Annotated in this window: 26 protein-coding genes; 2 read left to right on the top strand and 24 right to left on the bottom strand. The window is 38.7% G+C overall.

What is annotated here, in order from left to right; translation table 11 throughout:
- Positions 1–5: 5 nt before the first annotated feature.
- Positions 6–191 carry a 50S ribosomal protein L28 gene (gene rpmB, locus R8495_RS02970; RefSeq protein WP_317636080.1) on the top strand — a complete coding sequence of 62 codons (186 nt, stop codon included), beginning with the start codon at positions 6–8 and terminating at the stop codon, positions 189–191.
- Between the two features lie 22 nt (positions 192–213).
- Here rpmB and rpe read toward each other — a convergent pair whose 3' ends face one another.
- From rpe to R8495_RS02850, 24 genes are all read right to left on the bottom strand, one after another.
- Positions 214–870 carry a ribulose-phosphate 3-epimerase gene (rpe, locus tag R8495_RS02965; protein WP_317636079.1) on the bottom strand — a complete coding sequence of 219 codons (657 nt, stop codon included), beginning with the start codon at positions 868–870 and terminating at the stop codon, positions 214–216.
- Positions 871–889: 19 nt separating this feature from the next.
- Positions 890–2,851, bottom strand: a complete 1,962-nt coding sequence (gene pknB, locus R8495_RS02960; protein ID WP_317636078.1) for a Stk1 family PASTA domain-containing Ser/Thr kinase — start codon at positions 2,849–2,851, stop codon at positions 890–892.
- A gap of 10 nt (positions 2,852–2,861) precedes the next feature.
- Positions 2,862–4,925, bottom strand: a complete 2,064-nt coding sequence (gene pknB / locus R8495_RS02955) for a Stk1 family PASTA domain-containing Ser/Thr kinase (protein WP_317636077.1) — start codon at positions 4,923–4,925, stop codon at positions 2,862–2,864.
- Positions 4,922–5,671, bottom strand: coding sequence for a Stp1/IreP family PP2C-type Ser/Thr phosphatase (locus R8495_RS02950; protein WP_317636076.1), 750 nt, complete (start codon positions 5,669–5,671; stop codon positions 4,922–4,924). Before R8495_RS02950 ends, pknB (R8495_RS02955) begins: the two co-directional genes overlap by 4 nt.
- A gap of 6 nt (positions 5,672–5,677) precedes the next feature.
- The gene (rsmB, locus tag R8495_RS02945) at positions 5,678–6,994 is read right to left on the bottom strand and encodes a 16S rRNA (cytosine(967)-C(5))-methyltransferase RsmB (protein WP_317636075.1); all 1,317 of its coding nucleotides are present in this window, start codon (positions 6,992–6,994) and stop codon (positions 5,678–5,680) included.
- The gene (fmt, locus tag R8495_RS02940; RefSeq protein WP_317636074.1) at positions 6,984–7,928 is read right to left on the bottom strand and encodes a methionyl-tRNA formyltransferase; all 945 of its coding nucleotides are present in this window, start codon (positions 7,926–7,928) and stop codon (positions 6,984–6,986) included. The genes rsmB and fmt overlap by 11 nt, the downstream gene beginning before the upstream one ends.
- A 9-nt stretch (positions 7,929–7,937) precedes the next feature.
- Entirely contained in the window at positions 7,938–10,310 is a 2,373-nt protein-coding gene (gene priA / locus R8495_RS02935; protein ID WP_317636073.1) for a primosomal protein N', read from the bottom strand.
- Positions 10,311–10,358: 48 nt separating this feature from the next.
- A complete protein-coding gene (rpoZ, locus tag R8495_RS02930; protein ID WP_317636072.1) occupies positions 10,359–10,592 on the bottom strand; it encodes a DNA-directed RNA polymerase subunit omega in 234 nt (77 codons plus the stop codon).
- Positions 10,570–11,202 (bottom strand): guanylate kinase, encoded by a 633-nt coding sequence (gene gmk, locus R8495_RS02925; RefSeq protein WP_317636071.1) that lies wholly within the window; start codon positions 11,200–11,202, stop codon positions 10,570–10,572. Before gmk ends, rpoZ begins: the two co-directional genes overlap by 23 nt.
- Before the next feature lie 58 nt (positions 11,203–11,260).
- Positions 11,261–11,488 carry a YdbC family protein gene (locus R8495_RS02920; RefSeq protein WP_317636070.1) on the bottom strand — a complete coding sequence of 76 codons (228 nt, stop codon included), beginning with the start codon at positions 11,486–11,488 and terminating at the stop codon, positions 11,261–11,263.
- Positions 11,475–13,172 carry a DNA repair protein RecN gene (gene recN, locus R8495_RS02915; RefSeq protein WP_317636069.1) on the bottom strand — a complete coding sequence of 566 codons (1,698 nt, stop codon included), beginning with the start codon at positions 13,170–13,172 and terminating at the stop codon, positions 11,475–11,477. The genes R8495_RS02920 and recN overlap by 14 nt, the downstream gene beginning before the upstream one ends.
- Complete coding sequence (locus R8495_RS02910; protein WP_317636068.1) at positions 13,150–13,626, bottom strand: arginine repressor; 477 nt, start codon at positions 13,624–13,626, stop codon at positions 13,150–13,152. Before R8495_RS02910 ends, recN begins: the two co-directional genes overlap by 23 nt.
- Positions 13,627–13,697: 71 nt before the next feature.
- Positions 13,698–14,498: a TlyA family RNA methyltransferase gene (locus R8495_RS02905; protein ID WP_317636067.1), complete on the bottom strand. Its 801-nt coding sequence runs from the start codon at positions 14,496–14,498 to the stop codon at positions 13,698–13,700.
- A 1-nt stretch (position 14,499) separates the two neighbouring features.
- Positions 14,500–15,306, bottom strand: a complete 807-nt coding sequence (locus tag R8495_RS02900) for a polyprenyl synthetase family protein (RefSeq protein WP_317636066.1) — start codon at positions 15,304–15,306, stop codon at positions 14,500–14,502.
- The gene (locus R8495_RS02895) at positions 15,287–15,544 is read right to left on the bottom strand and encodes an exodeoxyribonuclease VII small subunit (RefSeq protein ID WP_317636065.1); all 258 of its coding nucleotides are present in this window, start codon (positions 15,542–15,544) and stop codon (positions 15,287–15,289) included. Before R8495_RS02895 ends, R8495_RS02900 begins: the two co-directional genes overlap by 20 nt.
- Complete coding sequence (gene xseA, locus R8495_RS02890) at positions 15,522–16,904, bottom strand: exodeoxyribonuclease VII large subunit (protein WP_317636064.1); 1,383 nt, start codon at positions 16,902–16,904, stop codon at positions 15,522–15,524. The genes R8495_RS02895 and xseA overlap by 23 nt, the downstream gene beginning before the upstream one ends.
- A complete protein-coding gene (locus R8495_RS02885; protein ID WP_317636063.1) occupies positions 16,885–17,745 on the bottom strand; it encodes a bifunctional 5,10-methylenetetrahydrofolate dehydrogenase/5,10-methenyltetrahydrofolate cyclohydrolase in 861 nt (286 codons plus the stop codon). The genes xseA and R8495_RS02885 overlap by 20 nt, the downstream gene beginning before the upstream one ends.
- Positions 17,726–18,166: a transcription antitermination factor NusB gene (gene nusB, locus R8495_RS02880; protein WP_317636062.1), complete on the bottom strand. Its 441-nt coding sequence runs from the start codon at positions 18,164–18,166 to the stop codon at positions 17,726–17,728. The genes R8495_RS02885 and nusB overlap by 20 nt, the downstream gene beginning before the upstream one ends.
- On the bottom strand, positions 18,163–18,558 hold the full coding sequence (locus R8495_RS02875; protein WP_317636061.1) for an Asp23/Gls24 family envelope stress response protein: 396 nt from the start codon (positions 18,556–18,558) through the stop codon (positions 18,163–18,165). Before R8495_RS02875 ends, nusB begins: the two co-directional genes overlap by 4 nt.
- Positions 18,559–18,561: 3 nt before the next feature.
- Entirely contained in the window at positions 18,562–19,119 is a 558-nt protein-coding gene (gene efp / locus R8495_RS02870; protein ID WP_317636060.1) for an elongation factor P, read from the bottom strand.
- 11 nt (positions 19,120–19,130) lie between these two features.
- Positions 19,131–20,204, bottom strand: a complete 1,074-nt coding sequence (locus R8495_RS02865; protein ID WP_317636059.1) for a M24 family metallopeptidase — start codon at positions 20,202–20,204, stop codon at positions 19,131–19,133.
- A gap of 61 nt (positions 20,205–20,265) precedes the next feature.
- A complete protein-coding gene (gene rpmA / locus R8495_RS02860) occupies positions 20,266–20,556 on the bottom strand; it encodes a 50S ribosomal protein L27 (RefSeq protein WP_425613260.1) in 291 nt (96 codons plus the stop codon).
- Between the two features lie 19 nt (positions 20,557–20,575).
- Positions 20,576–20,890 carry a 50S ribosomal protein L21 gene (rplU, locus tag R8495_RS02855; protein ID WP_317636057.1) on the bottom strand — a complete coding sequence of 105 codons (315 nt, stop codon included), beginning with the start codon at positions 20,888–20,890 and terminating at the stop codon, positions 20,576–20,578.
- Positions 20,891–21,002: 112 nt separating this feature from the next.
- Positions 21,003–22,679, bottom strand: coding sequence for an oleate hydratase (locus tag R8495_RS02850; protein WP_317636056.1), 1,677 nt, complete (start codon positions 22,677–22,679; stop codon positions 21,003–21,005).
- Positions 22,680–22,938: 259 nt separating this feature from the next.
- Here R8495_RS02850 and R8495_RS02845 point away from each other — a divergent pair, with 259 nt between their 5' ends.
- Entirely contained in the window at positions 22,939–26,961 is a 4,023-nt protein-coding gene (locus R8495_RS02845) for a WxL domain-containing protein (protein WP_317636055.1), read from the top strand.
- Positions 26,962–26,988: the final 27 nt, after the last annotated feature.

The raw sequence follows: 26,988 nt of genomic DNA, 5'->3' as shown, positions 1-26,988 counted from the left end.
AACAAATGGCTAAAGATTATTTTACAGGTAAACATACCACATTTGGCAATAATCGTTCGCACGCTTTGAATTCAAGCCGCCGTTCGTGGAAGCCAAATTTACAAAAAGTCCGGATCTTAGTTGACGGCAAAAAGAAAAGAGTTTGGGTTTCTGCCCGGACTTTAAAAGCTGGTAAAGTTACCAGAGTTTAAGCAGCTCGGTTGAGTTGCTTTTTTATTTGCCTTCACTTAACTTTTTATTCAAAGTCTCAATTTGGGCTAATGGATCACCATTAAAAATATAAGAGCCCACAACAAATTCATCGGCTTGAGCGTCACAACAAGCAAGAATTGTCTCATCGTTGACTCCGCCGTCAACTTCAATTTGGTAAGCATATTGATTAATTTGGCGGGTTAAATCCAGTTTACGAACTTTATGAAGCATTGGTTTGATAAATTTCTGCCCGCCAAATCCTGGATTAACTGTCATCACGAGCACTCGATCAGCAATCATAATTGCTGCTTCTACCGTTTCATAAGAAGTACCGGGATTAATCGCAATCCCTGCTTTGACTCCATGACTTTTAATCTTATCTAGAAGTTGAAAACAATGAGAACTAGCTTCGTAATGAATCGTAATGCCTTCTGGCTGAAATTCTAAAATATCATCAACGATCTGATCTGGATCCTGCACCATTAAGTGAACATCTTGTTTTAAGGTCGTTTCTTCGGCAATTTTCTCAACAAATGACGGACCAAAGGAAATATTAGGTACAAAACTTCCGTCCATAATATCAACGTGAATCATCTCAATATCGGCTTCTTCTAATTTCGCTAGATCAGAAGATAGATAAAGTAAATTTGCATTTAAAATTGATGGAACAATTTTCATTTTTCTCTCTTTCTACGGATTATTCCGCTTCTTCTTTATAAGAGCTTGAAGATTGGCTACTCGAATTGCTATCACTTTCTTGACTATTACTTGGTGATGGTTTAGGGCCCAAAGAATAAGTAACTCGAATTGACTCGTTAGCCCTAATTACAGTTCCAGGCGCTGGACTTTGAACCATAACCACTCCTGGACTAAATTCATCAGAATATTGAGCTGGATCTTCAATAACCTTTAAGTGTAGACTTTTTACATAGCTATTAATTTCGTTTCGCTTCATTCCAGTCAAATCTGCTAAAGGAGTACCTGGGTTATTTGCAGGTAGACTCTCCCTTGGTTTTGCGCCTTTAGAATATGTAATTTGAAAATTTTCACCTTTTTTTAGTTTGGTTCCAAAGTTTGGATTTTGAGCCATTACAGTTCCGACAGGATATTCATCGGAATATTGAGCTGGATTTTCTACTGGATTAAGACCAGTTTGATTAGCAAACTCACTGACAGCCCCCGCTGTTAGGCCAATTAAATTACTCATTGTAAAAGTTTCAACTCCTTTACTAACGGTCAAAATGATCCTTGAACCTTTTGCAACCTCGGTATTTGGATTTTCACTCTGAGAAATTACGAGTCCCTCTTTAACTATATCGGAATATTGACGCTTAGACTCAACTTCAAGTCCTGACCTTTCTAACAGACTCTTAGCCTCAACAAAAGGCTGAGAAACATAATTTCCGACTTTAACCCGTGGCGCTCCGCTGCTGACAAAAAGACGCACGGCACTACCTTCTTTGACGGTTGAATTAGCTGGTGGGTCGGTTTTGACCACTTTACCGCTGGCAACTGTTTCACTACTGACTCTTTCAACCTTGGGGCTAACCTTGATCTTTTTGGCCGTTAATTGAGAAACTGCGGCCTCTTGAGTCAAATTTGCAACATCAGGAACGGTCACATCTTTTTTTCGGTTCAACAAAATAAGCAGCACAATTAAAATTAACAAAAATGCCAAAAGACTACTTGCTATCACAAGTACCTTTTTTTGGCGCGACCAAGGATTATTAGTCTTTGAAGAAGAGATTTTCTCGCCAACTGGTCCTAACAAGTTGCCTGAATCATCAACTTGAGCGACCGCATGATTAGATTGTGCTGAATCATCCAAATTTAATAGCGGCTCATTAAAACGTTCGGGGTCAAGCGCCGTCTCAAGATCTTGAAGCATTTGTTCAGCTGATTGATAGCGATCCCTTGGATAAAAAGCTGTTGCTTTAATAATCATATTTACTAAGGACTGTGGGATTCGCGGATTCTGCTGTTGAAGATGAGTTAATTCACTTAGTGCTACCGTAACAGATTTCTCCTGATCAAAAGGAAGTGAACCGCAAATCATTTCATAAAGAATAATCCCTAAAGAATAAAGGTCGCTTTGTTTACTGGGAGCGTTCCCACTTAACTGCTCTGGTGCCAAATAATAAAAACCATCTGCATTCAATGGTTGAATGTCCACTTGCTTCAAGGCATTTAATAAACCAAAATCGGCAACTTTTGTTAACCCTGTCATACCGACCAAAATATTGCCTGGTACTAAATCCCCGTGAACAAAACCCAAGGAGTGGGCCTTAGCAACTGCTGAAAGAATTTGTTCCATTATCGCCTTGACTTGCACTAAATCAATTGGAAAATGCAGGGCAAGATAATCTTTTAAATTATTGCCTTCAACATTTTCCATTACGAGATACGGATTATTTCGATCATTACCAATGTCATAAATATTAACAATATTAGGGCTGCTTAATTCGGCAATCGAAGCTGCACTTTCTTCGAACTGTTGGCTCAAAAGCGAATTTTTAGTTAACTGATAACGCAAAACTTTTACCGCCACGTCCCGATCCAAAATCAGATCGTGAGCCAAATAAACAACCGAAACTTCGCCCTCTCCGATCTGACGAATAATTCGGTAGCGTCCAGCAATTGAATAACCACTCTCAATCATAAATATCCTCTTAAGGTGCGCTAACTGTTTGATTCATAATCACTTTACCATCAGAAACTACCCGGTACTGTCCTTTATCTCCTTTAGAAACCGTGAAAGGCAAAGTAAGTTGGGTATCTTTTTTGATCTTAATTTCAGTGTAAAGATCAGTAATCTTGCGAGTTGAGTCGCTTAAATAAACCTTCACATCATTTTGCGCAGGATTAGCATTGCCATCGGTCGTTTCACCATCAGAATTATCCTGAAATGGAATAATAATATTGACCGAAAATGAGACAGTATTTTCGTTATTTCCCTCATTTTGTTGCTTTGAACTTGCTGAACTAGACTGAGCACTGGAAGACGATGAACTCGATGTTGTCTCAGCTGGTTTTGGACCAAGCGAAAAAGTAACATGGAATTCACTGCCTTTACTGAGCTTGGTTTTGCGAGCAGGAGTTTGTGCCATTACCGTATTTTTATCATAATCGTTAGAATACTGAGCTGGATCTTCAATTTTCTTAAGCCCATTATCATTTGCAAAATCAGTAACACCTTTGCGCGAGTATCCTGTCAAATCAATCATTGAAACTTTTTTCTCGCCCTTACTCACCGTTAAAGTGATCGTGGTGCCCTCAGAAACTTCTTTACCAGGTTTAATTGACTGTCTAAAAATGACTCCCTCTTTGTATTTACTAGAGAATTCTTGCTTTGAAATGGCTTTAATCTTGCGCCGTTCAAGCATTTCCTTTACGTCTTTAAAAGATTGCGAAGTATAATTTTCAATTTTGTACGTTGGACCACCTGAACTAACGTAAAGTCTAACCGTGCTTCCTTCTTTGATATTGGAATCAAGCGGCGGATCCGTTTTAACAATTTTACCTTTTGGAACTTTTGAACTAACGACTTTCTCGACATCAGGACTGATTACAAGTTTTTTCTTTTTCAAAATTTCGGTCGCTTGATTTTCAGAAAGTCCCGTCACATCAGGAACTTTAACGTTACTTTTATGATTAAGAAGTAAAACTATAATCAAAAGCAAAACAAGCGCAGCTAAAACACTCGCCGCAATTAAAGTAATTTTCTTTCTTTTAGACCAGCTTTTCTTCGGCTTTTTAGTCTTTTTTGGTTCGTCCTCACTTGGCAGGATTCCACCTTCTGGCATTTTCAAAAGATCATCGTCATCGATTACACTAACCGGATGGACTGGCATTAGTCTAGTCTCTTCCGTGTTATCGTGGTGAATAACTAATTTTGGTTCATTACGCCGGATCGGATCAAGAACACTACTGACATCTTCTTTCATATCCTCGACTGAACCATAGCGATCATTGGGATCTTTAGCTGTCGCACGCGTGATAACATTTTCAAACGATTGAGGAATACTTGGATCTTTTTCACGAACTGAAGGTAACTCGTTACTTGAGTGTTTAATTGCCACCGAAACGGGAGTTTCTCCGACAAAAGGAACGGAACCTGTCAGAAGTTCATACAAAATAATCCCTAGCGAATAAATATCAGACTGTTTGGTGGCCTGAGCACCACGAGCTTGCTCGGGCGACAAGTAATGAACTGTCCCCAAAACCGAGTTAGTTTGCGTCATTCCTTCATCATTTAAGGCCATTGCAATGCCAAAATCAGAAATTTTAATATTTCCATCTTGATCAATCAAGATATTTAAAGGCTTCAAATCACGATGAATAATCCCCATCGAATGGGCTTGAGCAACGGCTGAGAGAATCTGCTCCATAATTTGCTGAGTGCGTTCTAGCGGCAATGGGAAATTATCTCTAATATATTCTTTTAAGTTAGTGCCATCGACGTACTCCATCACCAAATATTGCATTCCATGATCACTACCAACGTCATAAATGCTAACAATATTTTGATGACTAAGTTCAGAAATTGCCATTGCCTCACGTTCAAAGCGTCTAGTTGTTTCTGGATTATTTTGAAGATCGTATTTCAGAATTTTAACAGCGACATCTCGATCTAAAATTGGATCATGCGCCAAATAAACGATCGACATTCCGCCTTCGCCAATTTCTCGAATAATCCGATAACGCCCACCAACTGCATAACCTTTTTCCATCATGATTGATCACTTCCCTCGTCATTGACTCCTAAAATAAGCGAAACATTATCAAGTCCTCCGTTGTCAATGGCAATTTGTACTAATTCATTAACCATCTGTTCGGGTGCAAGATCGCTTCCTAATTTAGCTGCAATGACATCATCGCTCACCATATTAGTTAGGCCGTCACTGCTTAAAAGAACCTTATCTTCTGCCATAAAATCTAAAGTCTTGTAAATAGTATCAACTCTCTTATCAACTCCTAATGAGCTAGTAATAATATTTTTCTTCGGGAAATTTTCTGCTTCGAAAGCACTCAATTCACCCTTATAAAACAGTTCGTTTGCGAGAGTCTGATCAACCGTAATTTGATTTAGCGTCCCCTCATGAAATAAATAGCCTCTTGTATCTCCCAGATTAGCAAAAACAATCTTTTGATCCAAACTCAAAAAAGCTCCGACAAAAGTGGTTCCCATTCCGTATAAATTCACTTTGTGCTGGGACATTTCAATAATGGTATCGTTTACTTTAAAAAGTTCGGGATCAAGCCAATTAACAAACTCCTGTGCGCTTAATAAATCAGTTTGTTCAAATGAACGTCCAATCAACTCAAGAGCGATATTAGAAGCAACATCGCCGCCTAAGTGGCCGCCCATCCCATCTGCAATCATTGCTAGAGTTTCCTTGGATTTATTAGTGAATACTCCGATTGCATCTTCATTATTTTCTCTTTTGAGACCAATATCAGTCTTTTGAAAAAAATTCATATTCTCCTAAGCTTCTTTTTTCTGCATTAACGCGATAAAAAAACCGTCAGTTAAATAATCATCTGGATAGAGCTGTAAGATCGATTCTCTCTGACCTTTTGGATTAGTCGTTAATTTAGCCAATTTAAAATCAGGCTGATTTTGTAAAAAATCCTCAACGACCTCCTGAGTTTCTTCCTTAAAAATCGTACAAGTGCTATAAAGCAAGAGCCCTCCAGGTTTTAAGTGCAAAGCCACTTGTTTTAAAATATCCAGCTGCAAACACTTTGCACTTATTATATCAGATGTTTCGTGATTATATTTTACTTCTGGTTTTCGACGCAAAAGACCAAAGCCACTGCAAGGTGCGTCGACTAAAATTTTGTCAAAACTTACGTCGGGCATAACTTGATCCAAGTCCAAAATATCTGCACAATGAGTCTCAACGACTTCATTTAATCCCAAACGATTAACATTCTCTTTTATCACGGCAATTTTTTTCGGAGTAACATCAAATGCATGAACCACTCCTGTTGATAAATATTGCGCCATGTGAGTAGTTTTACCACCAGGTGCCGCACAAGCATCAAGAATGACGTCATTTTCTTTAATCGACAAATTAACGCCAACCAACTGACTCGATTCATCCTGGACGGTCAACTCACCGGCAACAAATTCTTTGCTGTGCACCACTGAACCATTTTTGGCGATCACTCCCACGGGACTGATTTTACTCGGCTCATAAAAATCTGAATCTCGTGCTAAGAATTCATCGCGCGAAATTTTCTTAGTATTGACCCGCAAACTAATCCGCGGTTTTTCCAAAAGTGATTGAAAAATCGCTTCTGTTTTTGCAGTTCCTAATTGATCATTTAATTTAGCGACCAGCCAATCAGGCATACTATAAGTCATTGCTTCACGTTTGATCGGATCTTTAATCTCTTTAACTGGCCGCAATCCTGCCCGTCTAGCTTGATGCAAAACGGCAGTCACAAATTTTACATTGCCACGCTTGACTACTTTTGTAATTTCAATTGCTTCGTTAACGGCGGCATAATCTGGAATTTTGCTTAAATAAAACATTTGAAAGATCGCGATTTTAATAATCAAAAGCACCCTCGCGTCAGTTTTAGCAACTTTCAAAAAAGATGAGAGTTCAAAATTCAACCGCAAGTCATAAAAAGTAACGCCATAAACTAAATTCGTAAAAAGGCGCCGATCGGCATCACTTAACTGATAATTTTTCAAATAATAGTCAATAACCTGATTTGAATAACGCTGATCAATCAGAATTTCTTCGAGGGCCAGAAACGTTAAATATCGGACACTATTTTTAATCGACAAATCGGTCGCCTACTTTTAAATCTTTCCCACTACCGTTTAGGTAATCACTGATGTTTACTTTTTTTCCACCTTGCACTTGCACGGTCTCAAGCATTAAACCTCGCTGGTCAGAGGTAACGATTCCTAAGCGTTTTTTATCTTTCATAAAAACCGTGCCTGGAGTCCCAGAAATTTGCTCAACGACAGGACTAGCGGCAAAAATTTTGAATCTTTTTCGATCATGCATCACGTAAGCACCTGGGTTTGGCGCCAATGCACGAATCTGATTAATAATCATTCTTAGATCTTTGGTAAAATCAATTTCTTCTTGTTCCGGTTTAATCGAAGGAGAAAACGTAACTTCCGCTTCATCTTGCTTGACCCGTTTAAAATCACCGCTAACAAGTTTAGGAAGACAACTTTCGACCATTGAACCTGCTAATTCACCCAATTTCACGGTCAAACTCCCTAAATTATCATCCGGCGCGATATTTAATTGCTCTTGAAAAAAGATGTCGCCTGCGTCCATTTTTTTCACCATTTCCATTATGGTAATTCCCGTCACCTCATCACCATTTAAAAGCGCATATTGAATTGGTGCTGCTCCTCGATATTTCGGTAAAAGCGAAGCATGGAAATTAATCGATGCTATTTTGGAGCTCGCTAGTAAGTCATCTGAAAGAAATTGACCAAAAGCAGCTGTAATGATTAAATCAGCATTAGCTGCAATGATCTTTGCTTCTTCTTCGCTTCCCGTTAGCTTACTCGGCTGTAAAACTTTTAAATTGTGCTCCAACGCAAATTCTTTAACTGGACTTGCAGTGAGCACTTTCTTACGACCGACCATTTTATCTGGCTGCGTAACGACATACTTAAGCTCATATCCAGCGTTTAAAAGTGCACCCAACACATTAACTGAAAAAACGGGAGTGCCTAAAAAAATTACTGTTTTCATTTTTCTCCTCTAACAAGTAACATTACTAATATTAATTTTGACTTTATTGTTGCTTTGCGTTTGATCGATTATTTCATGCAAAGTCATTTTCATTTTTTCGTCTTTTTTGTATTTCAATGCCAACTGATACGTGTATTCATTGTTAATTCGCTTAATGTAATAAGGCGCTGGACCTAAAATCTGCGTTTGCTCATTTTTATTTTCTGATAATAATTTCTGCAAATCGAGCGCCGTTTTGAGCGCCAGCATCTCTTCTTTACTGGTCACCTTAATAAAAATCGTATAGTAATACGGCAGGTAGCCGTGCAAGCGCCTCAGATACATCTCCTCCCGGAAAAATCGCTCATAATTTTGATCCTTGGCCTCTTTAATAGCGTAGTGGTTGGGATTGTAAGTTTGAATGATCACCTTTCCCGCCGTCTGCCCACGCCCAGCTCTTCCAGCCACCTGAGTTAGAAGGTCAAAAGTAACTTCTGAAGCATCAAACTCTGGCCGGTTAAGGCTAATATCGGCATTCAAAACTCCTACTAAAGTTACCTCGGGAAAATTAAGGCCTTTTGCGACACTTTGCGTTCCAACCAAAATATCTGCTTCATGATGCTCAAATTGGCTGATAATCTTTTGGTAGCTACCTTTACGGCTCGTAGTATCTCGATCCATTCGAATCGTGGTAATTTCGGGATTTAACTGCTTAATTTCTTCCTCTACTTTCTCCGTCCCATCGCCAAAACTTCGCAAATCAGTCTCATGGCAATTAGGACAACTCATCGGAATCGCACATTTATAACCGCAATAATGACAACTAAGCCGATGTTCAAATAGATGGAGGGTCAAAGAGACATCACAGTTTGGACAATTAAAAGTGTATCCACAATTGCGGCATTCCAAAAAATTGGCATACCCTCGCCGATTAAGAAACAAAATTGTTTGTTCTTTACGCTCAAACCGCTCAAGCATTGCTCTCTTTAAATCTTCAGAGAAAATCTTTGAACTCCGATTATTTCGATCGCGCAGATCGACAATTTGAACCGTTGGCAGATGACCATTCGGATTAACTCTTTTGTCGAGTCGAATCAACCGATAAATTTGGCGCTCAGCCTTAGCACGAGAAGTTAACGTCGGGGTTGCCGAACCAAAAATTACGGGACAAGAATGATAATTACCGCGCCATTTAGCTAACTCGCGCGCATCATACTGTGGATTTTCGCTTTGACGATAAGACTTTTCATGCTCCTCATCAACTACAATTAACCCAAGATCTTTAAGGGGCACAAAAATTGCCGAGCGCACTCCCAAAACCAGATCCACCTCATTGTTTTTGATCCGGCGCCACTCGTCATATTGTTCACCTCTAGAGAGCCGACTATGCCAAACCGCAATCCGATCATTAAAACTAGCTTGAAAAAAAGAAATCATTTGCGGAGTTAACGAAATTTCCGGCACCAAAATAATAACCTTTTTACCGCTTTTAATCACCTTTTCACTGAGTGCTCGATAAATTTCTGTTTTTCCACTCCCGGTGATTCCCTCTAGTAGAAAAGTTTGATCGGTATCAAAACTTGCCGCAATTTCTTTAATCGCTGCACTTTGCTCCTTAGTATGTGTAAGTAGCTGAGACTTTTTTTTAGGACTAGCTGCCAACGGAGTCCGATAAATTTCAACTTTACTTAATTCAATCGACCCCTCCTGAGCTAATTTCGTTAGTACGCGCCGTGGAATTCCGATTTCTTTAGTCAAGTGTTTAACTGCAAGGGGCGATCCTTCCGTCAGAACGGTTTGCCAAAATAATTGACCGTATTTATTCTGTTTTGAAAGTTTATCAATTTCCGCCGGAATATCATCTAGAGCAATCTTTGAATTGATAATTTCGGTATATTTTTTGGTGATAACTCGTGATTGACTGTAAACCACCTCCAACTCATTACGCGCAAGAGCCGCTCGAATTTTCTTCTGCTGAGTGGCACTAAGTGTTTTCGAATCATACCTTAACGTTCCTTCGCTAAACAAGGGCAAAAGTGACTCATCAGTTAAATTATGCACAATTAGATATTTTTCGGTTTTACCCTTGAGCATTCCTGGCAACATTAACCACAAATTCGTCACCGCAAAGGTAAAATACTGACCGGCGAGAAATTGGGCCATCTTTAACTGTTCTTGATCAAGAACCGGCTTGTCGTCAATCACTTCGCTGATTTCTTTTAATCGACCACTGAAATCGGTCGAATCAACAAAATCAACTACAAACCCGGTCACTTTTCTTCGACCAAACTCTACTACTACTCGCATTCCGCACTCAACAAATAATTCAGCGGGAACTAGATAGTCAAAGGTTCGATCAGTTTGACGGGTTGGAACATCCACTAAAATTTTTGCAATTTTCATGATTAAATTAAAAAAGATCTGATTCTTACTTCAGACCCCCCATCAAAGCTAAGCTTGTGCTTCTTTATTTTCTTTTTCAAGTTGTTCTTTAGTTTTTACAATAATTTTTCCAGCTTCAATTTCTTCTAAAGCCTCACCCACTGTTTTTAAAGAATCATATTGATCAAGCGCTCTAGTAAAACCATCTTCTAATTGATGGGCGCGCTTAGCAGCCAAAACTGCCAAGGAATAACGTGAGGGAACTTGTTTTAATAAATTATCAATAATTGGTCTTGTAATCATTTTTCACTCCTAAGACTTTCAAATAGTCTTGAATAACTCGTTCTACTTTTAAATGTTCACTTTCAATAATTGCTTCGATTCGATCAGCAGCCAAACTTACGACGTCGTTAACAACTGCATAGTCGTATTCTTTCATCAAATTAATTTCATTAACGGCGCGATCCATTCTGCGATCAATTGTCGCAGGCGAATCAGTGCCGCGGCCGGTAATTCTCCCGCGTAATGACTGTAAATCAGGAGGAGTAAGAAAAATGAAGACGCCATCTGGCATTTTTTCTTTCACTTGCATCGCACCACCGACATCGATTTCCAAAAAGACATCCTGACCACGATTTAAAGTTTGCTCGACGTATTTACGCGGCGTGCCATAGTAGTTACCAACGTATTGGTTGTACTCAAGCATTTGATCATCTTTAATCGCCTGTTTAAAATCATCCTCGGACGAAAAGAAATAATCGACGCCGTTTTCTTCACCCGGCCTCATTTGGCGGGTGGTCATTGACACTGAATAAATAAACTGGCCTTTATTTCGGCGGGTAAGCTCTTGACGTACAGTCCCTTTGCCAACTCCCGAAGGGCCAGACAAAACAATTAACATTCCTTTTGACATGTTTTAAAATCTCCCGTATTGAAAACTATTTTCCACTAAAACCGAATAGTTTTCAAGTTTAACGTGTAATTGAATCTGGATCAATCGTCAAAAGGTTCAAAAATTCTTCTTCACTGAGGGTGACGCCCTTTCCCATTTTCTGATGATCTGGACTCCAACTCCTCAGGTCGTACTTAGGCTCAGCTTCGTTCCAAGAAACTAAATTAATTTCTTTTAGCCAGCCATTTTTGGGATTTGTCGAAAGAGTTTTAATATTTTTAATAATCTGAAATTTAATTTCGGCCACGATTTTCTCCTTTTGATTTTTGAGCTAAATCAAGCATTTCTTGCGCGTGAATCTTGGTCACTTCTGTCATCTTGGTTCCTGTGAGCATCTGAGCAATTTCATCAACTCTTTCATCGCTGTTTAGTAAACGAACCGAGCTAGTAGTCCGATGTTTTGCCACTTTTTTCTCGATTAAATACTGATGATCGCTCATAGCCGCAAGTTGCGGTAAGTGAGTAATTGCAATGACTTGATTGACGTTTGCAATTTGATAAATTTTTTCTGCCATCGCTTGTGCTGCATGACCACTGACCCCAGAATCTATTTCATCAAAGATAAATGTCACACCGACAAAATAATTAGCAAAAATAGATTTTAAAGCTAGTAAAATTCGTGAAAGCTCACCACCTGATGCAATTTCTGCTAGCGGGAGAACCTTCTCCCCCACGTTAGTTTGAATCATAAAAGTCAATTGATCTTGTCCAAATTCACCCAGTTTTGTCTTTTGAAAGTCAATCTTAAATTTGGCCTTTTTAAAATCAATCGTCGCCAATTCTGATTCCACCAAAGGGGCCAGCTTTGAAGCAGCTTTTAATCTTAAATTAGTTAATTCGTCAGCTTGTTGTTGAGCTTTTTGGAGCAATTTTTGATATTTATCATCATATTCTTTTAAAGATTGCTCACTATTTTCAGCAAACTTGATTTCCGCTGCCGCATTTTTTTGATAAGCCAAAACTGCCGCAATCTCGCCGCCGTATTTTTTCTTAAGCGTTTCGAGGCTATTCAAGCGATCAATTACTAAGTTAAGTTCTTGTTCGTTGGCAAAATCAAGCTGATCGGCCGCAGCACTCGTCACACTTATTGCATCATTAATCGCATAACTCGCATTTTCTAACTCCGATGAAATTTTTTGATAATCTTCGGAGTAATCAGTGATTTCCAAGCTCAATTGTTGGGCTTGTCCCAACAGATCTTGAATCGAATTTTCGCCTTCAATTAATCCCTGAATTTGTTGAAGATGATCAGAAATCTTCTCAAAGTTGCTAAGCCGAATTTTCTTCTCCTCTAATTCTTGATCTTCACCTAACGATGGATTTAATTCTGAAATTTCAGCTACTGCAAACTTTAAGTAATCTAGCCGTTCTCTCAAATCTTGATTTTTCTTTTTGATTTCAGCTCTTTTTGTACTGATTTGAGCCAAAGAGCGAAAAGTTTTTTGGTAAGATGTTAATATTTTTGTTAACCTTTCGCCAGCAAATGCATCTAACAGCTCGGCTTGATAAGACGGTTCGAACAACTGTTGATGCTTAGACTGTTCCTCAATATTAAAAAGTAAATTACCGATCTCCTTTAAAAATGTTCCATTAACTACACTACCATTCACTCTGATAACAGAGCGGCCATTTTGTTTCAAATATTTTTGGATCGAAAGATAATCGCTATCGAAATCAATTTCATTAGCTTTTAACAATTTCTTGAGGCGTTCTTGTGGTAAATGAGAAAATTCAGCAAAAATCATCGCTTGATCGCTGCCTTGGCGAATTAATTCGCGATTGCTTTTTGCACCAGCCAATTGAGTAATTGCATCGATAATAATCGATTTCCCAGCGCCAGTTTCCCCCGTTAAAGTACTTAAACCTGATGAAAAATCGACTTCTAAATGATCAATAATAGTAAAATTATCAATAATGATTGTATCGATCATTTTTTGCGCCTAGACCATTAATTTTTTCAATTAAATCAACAGACTCACTACTCGATTTGGTCACCATAAAAATGGTATCATCACCAGCTAACAAACCGTGTACCTCCGAAAACATCATTTGTTCTAAAAGTGAACCCAATGCTTGAGCGTAACCCGGAATGGTTTTAATAATGACGAGAAACTGTTGCGACTCAATATTAATCATCGACTCTGAAAGAATCTGGCTCAGCTTTTGTTCGAGACCATTATTTGATTCTTCAGGCAAAACATAAATGTAGCCGTCACTTCCACTAGCAATTTTCACAATATTCATTTCATGCATATCGCGAGAAATTGTTGCTTGCGTAAATTTTAGGCCTTCATCAGCCAAAATTTTAACTAATTGACTATGCTTGCTAATCTTATTTTCTTTAATTATTTTTCGAATCTTATTTTGTCGTTCTGTTTTTAACATGATTTTTCCTCACTGTAAGCTGAGGTATATTATACAGATATTTGTATATTTTTCAAACAAATTAAAAGCAGCTAATTTAATTCTTTAACTGCCCTTTGAATTAATTGCTTTAAATCAGCTTCTGAATAATGATTTTCAAATTGTCCTGTTTGCCCCGCAAGCACCAAAAATTCGATATTACCCTGTTGCCCTTTGATTGGCGAAAAAGTCAATCCATTAACTCTCAGTTGACTGTCAAATAAGGTTGTTAAGATTCGTTTAAGGACTGCAAGGACTACTTTTTGATTCTTCACAACCCCGTGTTTTGAAACAAATTCCCGCCCCGCTTCAAATTGAGGTTTAATCAAAAATACTGCTTGCCCATCTGGCTTGAGTAATTGCGCCGCAGGCTTAATGATATAGTTAAGTGAGATAAAAGAGACATCACATTGAATCAGATCAAATTTTTCAACCGGAAAATCCTCAGGTTTAGCGTAACGAAAATTATAATTTTCGATCACGACCACCCGCGAATCTTGAGCAATTACCGGATCTAATTGATTGCTTCCAACGTCAAGTGCAAAAACTTTTTTGGCTCCGTGATTTAAAGCCACTTGCGTAAACCCACCAGTTGAAGCACCAATATCTAAAACTACCTGATTTTGATAATTAATTTCAAATAAATCGATTGCTTTTAACAATTTATAAGCACCACGACTCACATATGGGTCTTGATCTCTAACAATTAAATTTGTTGATTCAGATAAATCTAAGGCGGGTTTCTTTAAAACCTTGCCATCGGGCAGAAAAACATGTCCTTCTTTAATCGCAGCTTGGGCCTTACTTCGACTCGTAAACTTCTTTTTAGCTACCAATAGTTGATCTAAACGCAATTTAATTCACCAAATCCAAGAATTTTTTTAGCGGCTCGGGGCTCTCAAGCTGATTCAAAGCAATAAAAGCTTTTTGCCGGTAATCCATCTTTGTCTTTAAAGATTGTTCCACTCCAAAATCAGCAACAAAATTATTACTGTCATCAGCTTCTGACTTAAAATCAGCTAAATCATCAGCAAGTTGAAATGCCATGCCAAAATTGGCAGCAAAATCTTTAAGTGCTTTAGTTTTTATAGCATCTAATTCCAGCGCAATCGCTGCAAACTCACCAGCTGCGACAAACATTGCAGCAGTTTTGTGATAGTGCATTTGTTTAATTGCTAAGTCATTTGCTTGATTCATCAACAAATCCTCAACTTGACCGCTTACCATATTTAATGAGCCCGCGGCTTGTGCTAAGCTTCGACTGAAATTAGCTTTTTGCTGTGAACTAAATTCACTTTCTGCAATTACCCAAAAAGCATCCGTAAGAAGCGCGTCACCTGCTAAAATTGCTAAGTCCTCACCAAATACCACATGATTGGTTGGCTTCCCTCTTCTAAGGTTATCATTGTCCATGGCTGGCAAATCATCATGAATCAAAGAATACGTATGAACCATCTCAATTGCCGCAGCAGGCGCAAAGTTTTTTTTATTTTCTTCACGTCCAAAAGATTGCAAAATGGTAAAAAACAAAAGCGGCCGAAGCCTTTTTCCGCTAGCTAAAAGCGAATAATTAATGGCCTCTTTAAGCCGCGGATTAATCTTTTTTTTAGAATATAGATCGGTTAAATATTCGTTAAAGTGACTAATTAACTCCTTCATCATCTGTTTGCTCCGCAAAATCTTTCAATTCACCTTTTTCATCAATAATAGATGCAATCGATTTTTGTGCTTCCGAAAGGGTTTTTTCCATCTTCTTAGAAAGTTCAACCCCTTGTTTAAACTGATCGATGGATTCTTGTAAAGGTAAATTCCCTGCTTCTAATTGCTTAACAATCTCTTCAAGTTTTTGCATTTGTTCTTCAAAACTTAAATTTTCCTCAGCTGTTTTTTTCGTGACCATTTTCTTCTCCTTCAATCTCATTGACGGTTGAAATAATTGCGCCATCACTTAAAATCAAGCGAACTTTCTGCTTCACCGCCGTCTTCTTAATACTATCAATTACTTTATGTTCTTCATTTTCAGCGATAGCATAGCCCCGCTTTAAAACTTGATGTGGATCCAACATCACCAAATTCTGACTCAAATTAGCAAATTCACCTTTTTTATTCTGTAAGTACGTCCTCATTGCCCGCTGCATTGAATTATTTTGCTGCTCGCGCTCAAGTGTCAGTTGACGCACTAGACGTTCAGGCGCAAAAGATTTTAGCCGCTGAGTAAGTGATTGCAATAAATTTAAATTCTTATTTATCGTTTGGCTTTCACTTCTTCTAAGCAACTCGGTGAGATGGTCTAAAGAAATTAATTGATTCTGATAAAAAGCCTCCGGTCGACGAAACAGGTAACTTTGAGTCAGCGGACGAACTTTAGCTGTCAAGTTAGCCAAATACCCTAGCTCTGCCTGCTTTAATGCGCTACGCAACTGAATAAGCATCTGCTGTAGCTCATCTCGTCTTGGAGTCGCAAGCTCGGCTGCCGCTGTCGGCGTCGGAGCTCTAAGATCGGCTGCATAATCAACTAAAGTTGTATCAGTTTCATGACCAACAGAAGTTATAACTGGGATTTGGCTCTTGGCAACCGCAACGGTTAAAGCTTCATCATTAAAGGGCCATAGATCTTCAAACGACCCGCCACCGCGAGCAATAATTATCGTATCGAAATCACCCAATTCATTTGCCTGCTTTAATTGATGCAGCACCGAATTAGCCGCCTGATCTCCTTGAACCACCGCTGGAAATAAAACCAGCTTCACTAAAGGAAATCTTCGTTTAGTTGTTGTGATAATATCTCTGATAACCGCACCGCTGGGACTTGTGATGACAGCAATTCGCTTTGGAAAACGACAAATTGGGCGTTTTCGTTCGGGCGCAAAAACACCCATCTTAGCCAATTTTTCCTTACGTTCCTGTAACTGCACCAAAAGAGTGCCCAGGCCGTACGGTTCTAACGATTCAACGATTAAGGAATAACTTCCCCCTGGCGCGTAAACGTTGATCCGCCCTGTACAAGCTATCATATCGCCGTCTTTTAACTTGAAGTTAATTTTTTGGTAAATATTACGAAAAAGAGTGACCCCAATTTTGGCACCATCGTCTTTTAAACTAAAATACTGATGTCCATTAGGTCGCTCTCTAAAATTTGTAATCTCACCTTTAATATTAACCTGATCTAAATAAGGATCTTGGCTAAATTTTTTGCCAATATAAGCTGTAATTTGACTGACACTTAAAAACTGATCGTAATTAGTCTGATTTTGCTCCATTTTCCTCTCTCATCTTGGCATGGCTGACTACTTGCTCCATTAAAGAAATCACAGTCATTGGTCCAACTCCTTTGGGTACAGGAGTTAGATAACCTGCTACTTGTTTGACCTCAGAGAAGTTAACATCACCAACTAGTCCGTGATCTGTTCGATTAATCCCCACGTCGACAACCACTGCTCCAGGTTTGACAAACGATTTATCAACCATTTCAGCTTGCCCTGTTGCAACAAATAAAAAATCTGCTTGCCTCGCAATCTCAATAATATTGGTCGTTTGACGGTGAGTGATCGTCACCGTACTGTTACGAGCCAATAGCAAGCTGGCCAAGGGTTTACTAACGATATTACTGCGTCCAATAATTACGGAGTTCTTCCCAGCTAGCTCAAGATGATAATGATCTAAAAGGGTCATAATCCCCTTTGGTGTCGCTGGGGCAATGAAATTGGGCTCATTTAGCCAAAGTTTTCCCATATTAACTGCGCTAAAACCGTCAGCATCTTTAGTTGGATCAAGCGCATTAATAATGTTGTGATAAGAAATATGTTGGGGTAAAGGCAGCTGCACCATAATCCCATCGACTTCATCTTGCTTGTTAAAGCGATCAATGAGATCTAAAATTTCTCTTTCTTCAATAGTCTCAGGTAGCGAAACCACTTCAAGATTGATGCCGATCTCTCTAGCACGTTTTTCTTTGCTGCGAACATAAATTTGGCTCTCAGGATCGTTGCCAACTAAAATTACTTTGAGAACCGGAATCACTTTTAAAGAATTAACTTCTTGTTTAAGTTCAAGAGCTAACTCGTTAGCCAGGCCTAATCCATCAAGAATTATCGCTGTCATCTTGATTAACCTCATCAAAAATTTGAACCAAAATTCCGTTAACAAAGCTTGGAGATTTCTCAGTTGAATAAAGTTTAGCTAAATCAACCGCTTCGTTAACTGTAACATCAAAAGGAACTTCCGCTAAATTTTTGATCTCTGAAACCGCAACCTCTAAAATTGCCAAATCAAGTCGCGCAATTCGCTCTAATTTCCAAGTTTTCTTTAAATGATTTTGAATTAACTCTTGGTATAAACTTTCATCAGTTACCAATTGATCAATTAAAGGATCAAGATAATTTTCACGTTCCCCTTGAGTTAGTGGCTCCTCAGCAAAATTTTCTAATAATGAATCAAAAATTTCATTTACCGAAAGATCTGTCTGAAAAAAGTGTGCAAAAACTGCCTTAACTAATAAATCTCGTTGTTTCCTTCTTTTCATGCTTCGTCAACAATTTGATCATCATCGATCAAATCAACAACATGGACTTGAACCTTAGCTAAATCTAAGTCCAACATTTCCTTAAATTGATTGATAATTTCACTTTGTACCTGATATGTTGTTTGGATCACATTAACCCCATAGTTAAGATTAAGATATATTTCAGCCACCAATTCGTGATTAACTAACTTCAAGGTAGCCGCATGAACAAAACGAACTTCCGGAAAATTTGAACCAAAGACCGTTTGGAAGACTCGCGTCATTTTGTTAACGTCTTTGACACTGCCAGCGGTCAGTTCCATAATTGTTTCCAGCGCTTTAGCCGAAATTGACACTTTGCCTGCAACAGTATTACTACTACTAAGTTTTAAGCCACTTCTTAAATTTGCCATTATTTATGCCCTTGAGATATAAGAACCATCGGTCGTATTAATTGTCAAAACGTCTCCCTGATTGATAAAAAATGGAACTTGAACAACTAATCCCGTCTCCATCGTAGCAGGTTTTGAACCACCAGAAGCAGTATTACCTTTAATTGTTGGTTCAGTTTCAGTAACTGTTAAGTCAACTTTATTTGGTAGTTCAATCCCTAAAGTTTCACCTTCGTAGCTCGAAATACTAACTAACATATTTTCTTTAAGGTACTTAATCTGATCCCCTACTGCTTCTTGCGGAATTTCAATTTGTTCATATGTATCGGTATCCATGAAAGTATATGTGCCACCGTCATTAAATAAATACTGCATTTCACGAGTATTTACGTCAATTTTCTCAACTTTTTCAGTCGCTCTAAAAGTTTTATCTTGAACTGCACCACTCCTTAAGTTTCTCAAAGTAGAACGAACAAAAGCACCGCCTTTTCCTGGTTTTACGTGCTGAAATTCTACAACTTGCCAAATATCTTTTCCTGTTCCAATTGTTAAACCATTTTTAAAATCATTTACTGATATCATTACTAACTCCCTTAAATTATAATTAATTCATTCTTTGGTGATTTTGTTAAAACTTCATATCCTTGATCATTTATTAAAACGTCATCTTCAATCCTTACGCCAAAACGATCTGGTAAATAAATACCGGGTTCAATTGTGATAATGTTGCCACTGACAACGGGCTGACTTTGATAACCTCCCCACGCTCCCGGACCTTCGTGAATACTTCGACCGATTCCGTGACCGGTCCCGTGTCCAAAATATTGCTGATATCCAGCGCTATCAATGATATTATGAGCTTTCTCATGCATTTCAGCACCGGTAACACCTTGTCGAAGGATTTTTATTGTTTCTTCATTAGCTTTTAAAACTATATCATAAATTTCTTGTTGATCTTTACTGATTTTACCAACTCCAATGGTTCTCGTAAGATCTGATGTATAGCCCTCATAGAAACAACCAAAGTCCAAGGTCACCAAATCACCACTTTTAATTACGTTGGTCGAAGCACTGCCGTGCGGCATCGAAGAACGAATCCCCGCTGCCACAATAGTTTCAAATGAAGGACCAGTGGAACCTAACTCCTTAAAATGGCTTTCTAACTTAGAGGCAACCATTAATTCCGTCATTCCAGGTTTAATCTCTGTTAATACTTGCATAAAAGCTTGATCTGCGATTGCACAAGCTTTTTTAATACAGTTGATCTCTTCTTCATCTTTGACTTGTCGTAAACTATCAATTTGTGCTCCAATATCAATAACAGGGCACAAAATCTTCTTTTTGATTGTCAAATAATCACTGGCTGATACATAACTCAGTTCAAGACCTAAATCATTTAAAGGAAATCTTTCATGAATTAGACTTATTACACCCGTTAGACCCTTTTGATTTTGTTCAACAGCAACTCCCCTAACTTCGGCTTTCACTTGACTCAAATAACGGGAATCAGTTATGAAAAGTGCTTCACTTGGCGTTACAAAAAGATAAGATTCATCGCCAGTAAAACCAGTAAAATAAGAGACATTAACTGGGTTTAACAAAAGCGCACCTTCGATGCTTTTTAAACTAAGCCAACTTTGAAAATCTTTTAAATGTGTTTGTTCCATAAATACTCCCAAACAAAAAAGCAAACATTCATGGAAAACATGTGTCTGCTTTTTTCATTAATTATGCGGGGTTTACAGAAACCTGTTTCTTGAATTTACCCATCCGTTCGTACTTAACATAGCCATCTGCTAATGCGAATAAAGTATCGTCCCCGCCTTTACCAACATTAGTTCCAGGATGAATATGTGTTCCGCGTTGACGATAGATGATCGTACCTGTACGAACAAATTGACCATCAGAACGCTTAGCACCTAAACGCCGGCCTGCAGAGTTACGACCATTAGATGATGAACCGCCCCCTTTATGGTGGGCCATTTTATTTAATCCAAGATTATCAATATGAAAATTCATTAACATTTTTACTTACCTCTTAGACGTTGATAGATTCGATTGAAACACGTGTATAAGGCTGACGGTGACCTTGTTTTGTATGATAGTGTTTCTTTGCTTTATATTTGAAAGTAACTACTTTCTTTTCTTTGCCATGCTTCTCGATCTTTGCTTTGATCGTTGCACCAGCAATTGTTGGATTACCGACAGTAACCTTATTGTTATCATCAGATACCATCAATACCTGATCAAAAGTTACTTCACTGTCAACATCCTGATCAATTTTTTCAAGGAAAAGTACATCGCCAACTTGAGCTTTATACTGTTTTCCACCATTTGCAAAAACTGCGTACATTTAACTTCACTCCTATATTAGACTCGCCTTACTGGTTAAATTTGCCTCCAGTTCAGTGCGGTTGCATACACAACTGCTCAATTCTAGCATATTTTTTCTCGTTTGGCAAAAATTAGCGTAACATCGTCTTAGTTGCTTTTAGTAAGATCCGTGGATCTTTCTCATAGTGATGAACTTTTGTTAATTCTGAATCTGGAATTCCCAAAAACTTATATACAGCAATCTGAGCTGCCCGAATTGAGTATTGTTCAGTAAATACCATATCAAAAGGCATTTCCACAAACTGGCTGATAAAAGCTAGGTTATGGGAATGAGCTGGTACAACATCAGGACGATCACCTTTTGCTCTTTGATTAAAAAGTGCGCTGGCATAAGGCATGTAAACTGGAATCGAATTAATGACGCTATCCATTATTTGTTCTTGATGGTTACGAATATTATCCCGCGCTGGATCAACTTCAGCTAAATGACCAATTAATTCTTCAACAATTTCACGCCCCGTCATCTTGATGATCGGTTTATTTACATAATCACCCATTTTACGAGGGAACATGAAATAACCCCAAAGAACCGTTTCTTCTGGCTTTTGTGCATGAAAATGAGGCTGATGATGAACAACAATCGAAAGCAATCCATTACTATCAATCCAGGTATTTAAGGCATTCCCTGGCTGTTGCTGAGTAATTCTTGAAATCTGGTTAACGAAGTAGTGATCTTTAGTCGTAATTGTAAAACTTAACCATTCTGACTGTGCACGGTCATTGAAGAACTTGTCAGGATGTCCCAAGCTATAAAAATGTTCAGTAGCTTGCTTCCAAAGTTTTGCACTGACTGGATAATCATGATTTTCAGTCACTGGTGTATCCAAATCACCGAGAGTTGCATCATCAGTAATTGCTCCATTAGTATCAAAAACAAGGTCATCTTCAGCAACTCTAACTTCGCTCTTTTCACCAGTCTCAACATTTTCCATTTTAAGAGCTGTTACAATAATATCATCTCTTAATGGAGTATCAGCAAATTCGAACTCAGATACCATCATGTTGTTAACAAAATTAACCCCATGATTTTCCAAATATTTACGCATTGGCAAAATAATTGACTCGTACTGATTGTAAGGTGTTCTAGTTACCCCTTCAAGCGTATTAATTCGGCTAAATTCCAAAATCATCCGATTCATGTAGCGTCTAAGCTCCATCGCGCTGCTTTCCTTCTTAAAAGCAAACGTTGTTTCCCACATATACCAGAAATTAGTCGTAAAGAAGTGAGGACTTTCTTTAAACCATTCTTCAATACTGAGATCGTTTAAAAGTTCTTCTTTCTTTTCAGGCAAAAGCATGAGTCTGGTCAGAAGCATCCGATCTTTGTTATCAAATTGCATGTGATAATAGTTATCAGAATTTTTCTTATTTCGGACCCCGTTTTTCTTATCCATCAATCGACCAACATCATGTGTTGGATGGGCATGATCAAAATTTAAAATGTCATCGGTAACCGATTGACCAGGGTTATCAAGGGATGGAACTGTGCTTAAAACATCCCATAAATTTTCGTATGTTTCTTCATTAAGCATTCGACCGCCCTCAGCCAAAAAACCTTTTGTATTGTTAACAGTGGGAACATTGTATTCGCCTTGATAATTTGCAAATGCTGCTCCATCGTTTGCACCGTGTTTATTAACACCGTACATGGTAATCTGATTTCCATCCCACTGACCATCTCTAATTAAATAAATTCCAGCTGCTAAGTTACCAATCCCCGTTCCAATCATATAAGCTTTACGTACCATCTTTTTACTCCTATCTATCCTTAAATCACTTTCCGCTTCAATTATATAACAATCCAATTGATTTGTTTACGTTTTTTATTTCATTTAATAAAAAATGTAAATTTTAGAGTTTTTTTCTTAAAACTTTAAACTCATTTCAGAGAGTAATTCGAAATTTTCAATTTTTTTATTCCTTTTTTACAATTTTTACCGTAAACACCTTCAAGAAATCCTTTAGAATTAGTTTATCTAAATCATTGGAAAAAGGCCTAAAGATAATATGAAGAAAAAAAGACTATTTATCATTTTTGCATTTTTGCTAGTAGTTTTTTCTGGCTTCATTTGGGTCGTAAGTCATCAAACCAATAAAAGCCAGATTCAAACTAGGGCTGATTTAGTTTCAGCAAGTATTCAACTAAAGGATCCCGAAGGCAATAATCTTGGACGCCTTACTTTAAGCGGCGATCGAAGTGATTCAATTGCTTCAGTTATTCAAAAAAGCGGCGTGACCGACGATCTAACTTACAAATTGGGCAGTCAATCTTATTTTGTTTTACCAGGCAATCCGAATCAAAGCGGAACCAACCTAGTAACTAATCTGGTTCGTGATGGCATTTTTTGGTCGGATAATCCCAATAATCCACTTGGTAATGCTGAATACTCTCGTAACTGGGGCGCTTGGATCAATCAATACGGCAATGATACTACCAGCGGTGCAATTTATCTTGTTCTATCAAATCCTTCTATTCAAGTTAAAGACAGCCGAACGGGAAGTTCATACGGCAGCATTAATTTAGGACCTGCAAGTGGCATCAAGTTAAACGATACCCTGGCTGTTGCCTTAAAAAAAGTCTCAATCCAAGACTGGAATGGTTATACTGGCACTAAATTCTTCTACGTCGGATCCCAATATTTGTGGCTTGATTTTACTAGCTCTGGTAGTTGGCAATATAGTCCGCCATACGCTTATACTAGTGGATTTAGCGATGTTGGTAACCGCTACAATTTTGGCCAATGGTTAATTAGTAACGCTAGTAGTGCGGTCAAAAATAAAACCGCTACGGTTAATTACATCAATCAGGGAAAAGTTTTTATCCCCGCCACTAAAAACTTCCTTTACCGTGACGTCCAGGTCAGAATCATCAATAGTAACGGTGATCGAGTTCCAGCAGGATGGACAATTCCCATAGCCGGTACCGAAGATCAGCGAATGGACTCGGTAATCCAACAAAATAGCGGCTTTAACGAGAATTTAACTTACGTCCACAACGGCGAAACTTATTTTGTTTTACCAGGAATCGTACCTGATAGCTACGGCATGGGCAATCGTTTTGTCCTTAGTCATGTCGTTGCCGATACTCTTCTTTGGGACGATAATCCAAATTCGGTCACTGGCGCTAATAGCATTTTTGGTTATCCCTGGCTAAAAATGAGCAAATGGCTCAATAACACTAATGGTTCTACTCAATATTCAAGTGATATTGCAAGCGGTCAAATGTACTTCTTGTTAACTCGCCCCAGCATTTCAGTTCAAGATGTTCGAAATTCCAAGGGTGTTAAATTTGGTGCTTATCCAACGTCGACTTTTGGTTATCTAAGATTGGACGCTGACCTTGGGATCACCCAACAAGAGGGACTTGGTTTTGCAATTGGTAAATCACTTGAGGCAAACGGTTCAGGGCCGCTTGTTAAAAGTAATTTTGCAACTTATTACGGGACGGGCTTTGTCCTAAATGGACATCCCTTAAGAATTCAAAAAAATGACTACAATGAATATCGCAATCCGCAGGGCTACAATTATTTAGATCAGACGCTAAATCAACCCGTGTGCATTAATAACCGCACGGACTCTATTATGACCGGACGAGGGGATGCTTTTGGCGAGTACTTACAAGGAGTACAAACCAGCGAAACCGCTAATAAATATTACTTTAATCAAAAAACCGCGCCACTGGTTCGGATGATGCAAGGGAAAACTTATTTACCAGCAACTCCTGCTTCTGATGTCCAGGTCGACTACTATTTTGATCACAACGGAAATCAAGTAGTTGACCCCGGAGATGAGCTCCTTTATTCCGATACCCATATTACCGATACCCCTGGTGCAGCATACTCACTGCCGTTTAATCGCAGCTTCCTAGCTTCCAAAGGTACTTTTTTCCTAGTAGGACCAGCCAGCCCTTTGACCGGTTTTTACCCGATCGTCGATCGAATTACTAAAATTAGATATTATGCTGCTAAAGTCGGTAATCTTGTCATTGATAAAATGGACTACAATCACACCCAGACCTCCACACCGTACACAGTGTCTTATAGTAATCCACAATTAGTTAATGATATAGTCGTTCCAAGTGACGCCCCGCACGGGTGGGCATATTTTGATAGCAATAATAATCAACTGCCTGCAGGCACCCACATTACTTTAGATACTTTTTCGAAGAAAACTCAAAATACTACCTTGACGCTAAAGGAAATGCCTAAGGTCAATTTCACGGTGAAGGGTTATTACACCAATAATCCTAACAATACTTTCCCTTTGCATACCGCCCAATATTATCTTGGCGATCAAATTACTGACGGCGACGCTTCGGCAACTTGGGGTCAAAAAATTCTGAATGACCCTGCTGGACTTGATGATATTAATCAACAGCTAATTACTGCTGGAACTATTCGAGCGGGTTATCATCTTTGTCAGCCAGTCGGCAATTTTCCTATTTATTGGAATGATTCGCAGCCGATCCTAAGTAGCGCTATCTATCCAAATATCTTAACGACCAGTGTTGTCACTTTGCTCACTCCTCCTGCAATTGGCTATCAAGCAAGTGTCACTTTACCCATTGTCGGAGACGCTCAGCAAGTTAATTTAAAAACTAGCGCTAGTAATACTAAAGGAACCCCCATTTCAATTTCAAATCCAATTAATAAAGAATTGAGCACGACCTCAGATGCATCACTAACTTCTCCAGGAAGCGGCAATAACGAATTTGGCTTTAAAGATCCGGATCTAAAAAAGCCTGGTTACTCCTATGTCGTAACAGGACCTGATCATGTTATTTATCCTAGTCTTGCTGCTGCACTTCAAGCGAATCCAACGGCTGATCATACCCAAAATGGACGCAACGCTGATAGTTCACCTCAAGACTTTGTGATCACTTACCTTGAAGATCCGCAAGCGCTAGTCGTTAAAAGCAACTACAGCGTAGATGGCACCGCTAGTTCGCCATACATCATAAATGGACAAACTTATCCACTACCAGGCGTGATGAATCGTAATTACACCGGCTCCCCTTCAACACATTTCGGGACATCTGCTAATAATTATCCTGGACTGCCAGAAGCGTTGATAGCTTTTGGTACGGGAGTAACTGGCGAAGCGGGACATCACGAAGGTGACGGAATTTTTGGTAACTCAATTCAGTGGCCCCTTGATAATACCGAGCCTCCAAACAGTTGGAAATTAACGCTCAAACTTACTAATGAAAATAGCACGATCACTTATGGCTCTTGGGATTCAGTCGCCCAAATGATCAATGACGTTAACTACAAATTTGACCAAACTAGTAACCCTGCGACTTTTAATCCAAGTTATACCAGTTTATCCGATAGTTTAATTCCGGGAACGACAGATAATGACGTCCAAGTCCTGTCGCTCAATTATCAAAAATCTGGTCGAACTACAATTAGATCGGTGCCCAATTTTGACTTTGGCACGGAAAATAGTCCCAACGTTACGATTAAACTTGCCCACGCAGTACCAATGGCTGGCAGTGTCACCGCTAAATTAAATCTAAATTACCGTGATGATGCAACTAATACGCCAAATAACATCACTGATTATCTCCATACAAACCGAACCCAAACTCCTGTCAGCCGTTCTCTTATTGTTACAGATGCTTCAGGAGATCCGACAACTCCGTGGACAGTGGAAGCTCAAATGGATTATTTCCGTGGACCTGATGGAACCGTTAGTCAAAGTCACGGTCCTAGTCTAACTTTTAATAAAAATAACGTCATTATCAAAGGCATCGACGACAATATCTTAAGCGGAAATTCTAAGTATTTAGATAGTAATCCGCCTGTTTTCAATGATACAGTGCTCCAGGCTGGTGGACCAAGTGTGAGCGTGCTTAACAGTAATAGCTCTGCTAACCAAACTGCAATTGGCAGTTGGGACGCCGATTTTGCCTCAAGAGATTCGGCAAGCATTTATTTCCCTGGGAATGCTTTAAACAAATCAAATTCAGCTTCAAACCAAAACTATACGACAACTATCACTTGGACGCTCATTACAAATCGACCTTAATGTATAATGGATAAAAAAGAAAGGATT

It is taken from the genome of Xylocopilactobacillus apicola, from assembly GCF_033095985.1.
Classification (GTDB): Bacteria; Bacillota; Bacilli; order Lactobacillales; family Lactobacillaceae; genus Xylocopilactobacillus; species Xylocopilactobacillus apicola.
The sequence above is the reverse complement of the archived record's forward strand: the minus strand, read 5'-3'. Positions and strand labels throughout refer to the sequence as shown.

Coding starts and splice junctions, on each gene's coding strand:
- R8495_RS02895 (WP_317636065.1), bottom strand. CDS start 15,544: ATGGTCACGAAAAAAACAGCTGAGGAAAATTTAAGTTTTGAAGAACAA.
- rpmB (WP_317636080.1), top strand. CDS start 6: ATGGCTAAAGATTATTTTACAGGTAAACATACCACATTTGGCAATAAT.
- rpmA (WP_425613260.1), bottom strand. CDS start 20,556: ATGAATTTTCATATTGATAATCTTGGATTAAATAAAATGGCCCACCAT.
- rplU (WP_317636057.1), bottom strand. CDS start 20,890: ATGTACGCAGTTTTTGCAAATGGTGGAAAACAGTATAAAGCTCAAGTT.
- R8495_RS02885 (WP_317636063.1), bottom strand. CDS start 17,745: ATGACAGCGATAATTCTTGATGGATTAGGCCTGGCTAACGAGTTAGCT.
- recN (WP_317636069.1), bottom strand. CDS start 13,172: ATGATCGATACAATCATTATTGATAATTTTACTATTATTGATCATTTA.
- efp (WP_317636060.1), bottom strand. CDS start 19,119: ATGATATCAGTAAATGATTTTAAAAATGGTTTAACAATTGGAACAGGA.
- fmt (WP_317636074.1), bottom strand. CDS start 7,928: ATGAAAACAGTAATTTTTTTAGGCACTCCCGTTTTTTCAGTTAATGTG.
- gmk (WP_317636071.1), bottom strand. CDS start 11,202: ATGTCAAAAGGAATGTTAATTGTTTTGTCTGGCCCTTCGGGAGTTGGC.
- R8495_RS02845 (WP_317636055.1), top strand. CDS start 22,939: ATGAAGAAAAAAAGACTATTTATCATTTTTGCATTTTTGCTAGTAGTT.
- xseA (WP_317636064.1), bottom strand. CDS start 16,904: ATGGAGCAAAATCAGACTAATTACGATCAGTTTTTAAGTGTCAGTCAA.
- R8495_RS02910 (WP_317636068.1), bottom strand. CDS start 13,626: ATGTTAAAAACAGAACGACAAAATAAGATTCGAAAAATAATTAAAGAA.
- R8495_RS02850 (WP_317636056.1), bottom strand. CDS start 22,679: ATGGTACGTAAAGCTTATATGATTGGAACGGGGATTGGTAACTTAGCA.
- R8495_RS02875 (WP_317636061.1), bottom strand. CDS start 18,558: ATGGCAAATTTAAGAAGTGGCTTAAAACTTAGTAGTAGTAATACTGTT.
- R8495_RS02865 (WP_317636059.1), bottom strand. CDS start 20,204: ATGGAACAAACACATTTAAAAGATTTTCAAAGTTGGCTTAGTTTAAAA.
- rpoZ (WP_317636072.1), bottom strand. CDS start 10,592: ATGATTACAAGACCAATTATTGATAATTTATTAAAACAAGTTCCCTCA.
- pknB (WP_317636078.1), bottom strand. CDS start 2,851: ATGATTGAGAGTGGTTATTCAATTGCTGGACGCTACCGAATTATTCGT.
- pknB (WP_317636077.1), bottom strand. CDS start 4,925: ATGATGGAAAAAGGTTATGCAGTTGGTGGGCGTTATCGGATTATTCGA.
- R8495_RS02900 (WP_317636066.1), bottom strand. CDS start 15,306: ATGATGAAGGAGTTAATTAGTCACTTTAACGAATATTTAACCGATCTA.
- rpe (WP_317636079.1), bottom strand. CDS start 870: ATGAAAATTGTTCCATCAATTTTAAATGCAAATTTACTTTATCTATCT.
- R8495_RS02950 (WP_317636076.1), bottom strand. CDS start 5,671: ATGAATTTTTTTCAAAAGACTGATATTGGTCTCAAAAGAGAAAATAAT.
- nusB (WP_317636062.1), bottom strand. CDS start 18,166: ATGAAAAGAAGGAAACAACGAGATTTATTAGTTAAGGCAGTTTTTGCA.
- priA (WP_317636073.1), bottom strand. CDS start 10,310: ATGAAAATTGCAAAAATTTTAGTGGATGTTCCAACCCGTCAAACTGAT.